This window comes from Algibacter lectus (genome assembly GCF_004368925.1).
Lineage (GTDB): Bacteria > Bacteroidota > Bacteroidia > Flavobacteriales > Flavobacteriaceae > Algibacter > Algibacter lectus.
On record NZ_SORL01000005.1, the window covers coordinates 749 to 4174 of the forward strand.

Sequence of the window (3426 nt, forward strand, 5' to 3'; positions counted from 1 at the left end):
AGCTTCAATAGCAACGGTAACCGATGTACTTTGTAACAGTGAAGCAACTGGAAGTATAGATATTACTGTAGTTGGTGGTACTGCTCCATACTCTTTTGTTTGGAATGACACTAATAACTCAACAACTGAAGATTTATCAAATGTTATCGCTGGTGCTTATAATGTAACAATTACAGATGCCAACGGATGTACAACTTCTATTGGTGATACAATTTCTGAACCTACTAGCCCACTTAGTTTAAACATAACTAAAATAGATGCTACTACAGCACAAGGATGTGCTAATGGTGAAGCAACAGCTATAGTTTCTGGTGGTACTCAAGGATACACTTACCAATGGAGTGCTTCTGCTGGTAATGTGACAACAGCTACTGCTACTAATTTATCAAATGGTACGCACAGTGTTACTATTACAGATGCTAATAACTGTGAATTAACACAAAGTATTGTTATCGAATGCGTAAATACTTGTGATGCTGAAATCGCAATAACTAACGTTACTGATGTACTTTGTACTGGTGATGCTTCTGGAGCTGCAACAGTAACAGCAAACTCTGATGCTAACCCAAGTGCTACTTTTACATTTACTTGGTCTAACGGACAAATTGATTCGGGTGTAACATCAAGTACACTTAGTGCTATAAATGCTGGTGTATATTCTGTTAGCGTAGCTATCGACGGAACAGTTTGTCAAGCTGTGGAAGAAACTATTTCTATTACAGAGCCTAGTAACGCTTTAAATATTACAGCTACGACTACAGATGAATTAGGTCCAAATACTGGTGATGGTACTGCTAGTACTTCAACTACTGGTGGTGTAGAACCATATACATATTCTTGGTCACCTAATGGAGAAACTACTGATGCTATTACTGGACTTAGTGCTGGTGATTACACTGTAACCGTTACCGATGCTAATGGATGTACTGATAATACAACAGTAACGGTTAACCCAGGAAGTTGTCTTAACTTATCAGTAACAGGGACTTCTACTCCTGCTGTTTGTTTTGGAGAAAGCAATGGTAGTATTACTGCTACTGTAACTGGTGGTTCTGGAAACTTTACTTATGCTTGGGATACCATCTCAAATACAACTGCCGCAGTTAGCGATTTACCTGCTGGAGATTACACTATCACGGTAACAGATACGACAACATTATGTACTACAAGTACAACTATTACTATTAACGAACCTAATGTTTTAAGTTCTGCTATAGCAATATCTAACATATTATGTAAAGATGATGCTACTGGTTCTCTAGATTTAGCCGTTAATGGTGGTACTGCTCCGTATACATTTAATTGGGATAATGGTGATACAACTGAAGATCTAATTAATGTTATAGCAGGAACTTATTCTGTAACTATTACAGATGCAAATGGATGTATCACTACAGACTCTGCAACTATTATTCAACCAGACTCTAATGTGTCTGCTTCAATAACAAATCAAACAAATGTAAATTGTTTTGGAAATGCTACTGCTGAAGTAACTGTAAAAGGAGATGGTGGTATAGCACCTTACTCATATTCTATTGATAATGGTGTTAATTACATTCTAGACGGAACCTTCAAAGATCTTGCTAACGGAAATTATACTGTTATCGTTTTAGATGCTAATGGATGTGCTTTTAATCAAGATATTATTATAACACAACCAGATGCTGAATTATCGGCTTCAATAGCAACGGTAACCGATGTACTTTGTAACAGTGAAGCAACTGGAAGTATAGATATTACTGTAGTTGGTGGTACTGCTCCATACTCTTTTGTTTGGAATGACACTAATAACTCAACAACTGAAGATTTATCAAATGTTATCGCTGGTGCTTATAATGTAACAATTACAGATGCCAACGGATGTACAACTTCTATTGGTGATACAATTTCTGAACCTACTAGCCCACTTAGTTTAAACATAACTAAAATAGATGCTACTACAGCACAAGGATGTGCTAATGGTGAAGCAACAGCTATAGTTTCTGGTGGTACTCAAGGATACACTTACCAATGGAGTGCTTCTGCTGGTAATGTGACAACAGCTACTGCTACTAATTTATCAAATGGTACGCACAGTGTTACTATTACAGATGCTAATAACTGTGAATTAACACAAAGTATTGTTATCGAATGCGTAAATACTTGTGATGCTGAAATCGCAATAACTAACGTTACTGATGTACTTTGTACTGGTGATGCTTCTGGAGCTGCAACAGTAACAGCAAACTCTGATGCTAACCCAAGTGCTACTTTTACATTTACTTGGTCTAACGGACAAATTGATTCGGGTGTAACATCAAGTACACTTAGTGCTATAAATGCTGGTGTATATTCTGTTAGCGTAGCTATCGACGGAACAGTTTGTCAAGCTGTGGAAGAAACTATTTCTATTACAGAGCCTAGTAACGCTTTAAATATTACAGCTACGACTACAGATGAATTAGGTCCAAATACTGGTGATGGTACTGCTAGTACTTCAACTACTGGTGGTGTAGAACCATATACATATTCTTGGTCACCTAATGGAGAAACTACTGATGCTATTACTGGACTTAGTGCTGGTGATTACACTGTAACCGTTACCGATGCTAATGGATGTACTGATAATACAACAGTAACGGTTAACCCAGGAAGTTGTCTTAACTTATCAGTAACAGGGACTTCTACTCCTGCTGTTTGTTTTGGAGAAAGCAATGGTAGTATTACTGCTACTGTAACTGGTGGTTCTGGAAACTTTACTTATGCTTGGGATACCATCTCAAATACAACTGCCGCAGTTAGCGATTTACCTGCTGGAGATTACACTATCACGGTAACAGATACGACAACATTATGTACTACAAGTACAACTATTACTATTAACGAACCTAATGTTTTAAGTTCTGCTATAGCAATATCTAACATATTATGTAAAGATGATGCTACTGGTTCTTTAGATTTAGCCGTTAATGGTGGTACTGCTCCGTATACATTTAATTGGGATAATGGTGATATAACTGAAGATCTAATTAATGTTATAGCAGGAACTTATTTTGTAACTATTACAGATGCTAATGGGTGTATCACTACAGACTCTGCAACTATTATTCAACCAGACTCTAATGTGTCCGTTACTATTACTAATCAAACAAATATTGTATGTGAAGGATTAGGAACAATAATAGCAGAAGCTACTGGAGGTATTAGTCCTTATTCTTATTCTATTGATGGCGGAACGAACTACCAAACAAATGGAACATTCTCTGACTTACCTGAAGCTAATTATACAATAACAGCAATCGATGCCAATGGTTGTGCTACAACAATAACTACTGAAATCCTTATTAATTGTACAGATGCTATTGCTGATATCAACAACACATTCGTTGGACAACCCGTAACTGGTAATGTATTAACTAACGATGAAGATTTCGAAGGTGATAACCA

1 protein-coding gene is annotated in these 3426 nt (G+C 36.8%); it reads left to right on the forward strand.

What is annotated here, in order from left to right; genetic code table 11:
* A partial coding sequence (locus DFQ06_RS19315; RefSeq protein ID WP_208326562.1) for a beta strand repeat-containing protein occupies positions 1-3426 on the forward strand: 3426 nt, incomplete at both ends.